The organism is Mesorhizobium sp. M7A.F.Ca.US.006.04.2.1 (assembly GCF_004022915.1).
Classification (GTDB): domain Bacteria; phylum Pseudomonadota; class Alphaproteobacteria; order Rhizobiales; family Rhizobiaceae; genus Mesorhizobium; species Mesorhizobium ciceri.
Map to the genome: position 1 here is coordinate 1 of NZ_RZQA01001129.1, position 1,619 is coordinate 1,619.

2 protein-coding genes are annotated in these 1,619 nt (G+C 64.9%); both read right to left on the bottom strand.

The annotated features are described in order from the left end of the window. On the bottom strand, nt 1-630 hold a 630-nt coding region (locus EN925_RS35050; RefSeq protein WP_164894625.1), incomplete at its 3' end, for a 3-hydroxybutyrate dehydrogenase. A 178-nt stretch (nt 631-808) separates the two neighbouring features. Next, nucleotides 809-1,619 (bottom strand): citrate synthase (locus EN925_RS35055; RefSeq protein WP_128337328.1); only part of this gene is annotated, 811 nt, incomplete at its 5' end.

Here is a 1,619-nt window from a genome sequence, read left to right on the forward strand (position 1 = left end):
GTCCATCTGATGGGCTTTCATCTGGTCGGGGATCTGCGCCTCGACCAGCGGCGTCAGCACATAGCCGGGGCAGATGGCGTTGCAGGTGATTTTTTCGCGCGCCAGTTCGAGCGCAACGGTTTTGGTCAATCCCATGATGCCGTGCTTGGCCGAGACATAGGCCGATTTGAACGGCGACGCGACCAGGCCATGCGCCGAGGCGATGTTGACGATCCGGCCGCCGCCGGCCTTTTTCATCAGCGGGATGGCGGCCGCGATGGTGTGGAACGCCGACGACAGGTTGATGGCAATGATGGCGTCCCATTTCTCGATCGGGAACTCTTCCACCGGCGCGACATGCTGGATGCCTGCATTGTTGACGAGAATATCGACCGAACCGAATGTCTCGGCCGCCTTGGCGATCAGCGCCCGGCATTCGGCCGGCTTCGACATGTCGGCCTTGATATAGGCCGTCTTCACCTTGTGCTGTCTGGCGATCGCGTCAGCGATGGCGTGGTCGGCAGCCGTGTCGGAGAAGGAGTTGACGACGACATTATGGCCTTCGGCCGCCAGCGCCTGGGCGATGGCCAGGCCAATGCCCGATGTGGAGCCGGTGATGACTGCGGTTTTTCTGGCGGCCAAGGTCGAAATCCTCTGATTGCGGCAAGAGCGATCTTATGTTGCAGTGCAGCATATATGCTCAATGCGACGCAATAACAGCGGCCAGAATTTTTCGACGAGATGAAATTTTCGTCATGAGCGGCCACACGGCCGCTCACCAGGAGGATCCTGATCGGATCGGTGTCGCTCGCCAGGCGCCGAAAGAACCTCAGGCGACCAGGTCCGGCACCGGCCCGATATAGCGCGACTGCGGTCGGATCAGCCGTCCAGTCGTCTGCTGTTCACGCGCATGCGCGATCCAGCCGGCCACGCGCCCGGCGGCAAAGACATTGCTAAAAGCTTGCGGCGGAAAGCCCGCCGCTTGCAGCACCAGCGCGGTGTAGAACTCGACATTGGTCTGCAGCGAACGCTGCGGCTTTGCGATCCTAAGCACCTCGAGCGCCGTTTGCTCGACGGTCTCCGCAAAGGCCAGCCGGCGACCGGTTTCGCCCTCGCCGCCGAGTTGCCGCACCACGGCCTTCAGCACATCGGCGCGCGGATCGCGCACACGGTAGATGCGATGGCCGAACCCCATGATGCGCCTGCCCTGCGCGATCTCGTTGCGCAGCCAGCCGGCGGCATCGCCATGCGCCTGGATCGCATCCAGCATCTCGATGACGGGGCCAGGCGCGCCACCATGCAGCGGCCCTTTGAGCGCGCCAAGCCCGGCCAGCAGGGACGATGTCAGGCCGGCCTGCGTGGAGGCGACCACGCGCGTCGCAAAGGTCGATGCGTTGAGGCCATGGTCGCAGACGGTCACCAGATAGGTGTCGAGCGCTTTTGTGAGCGCCTGCGAGGCGACGCGGCCGCTCAGCATCCTCAGCATGTCGGCGGCATGATCGGCGCGGCTGTCCGGCGCGATCGGCTGCTCGCCGCGCCGCAGGCGCAGCAGCGCCGGCGTCAGCACGGCGGGCGCCGCGATCAGCAGCAAGGCGGCGGTCAAGGTCTCGCCATCCGGCAGCTGCGCCATGCCGGCGCGC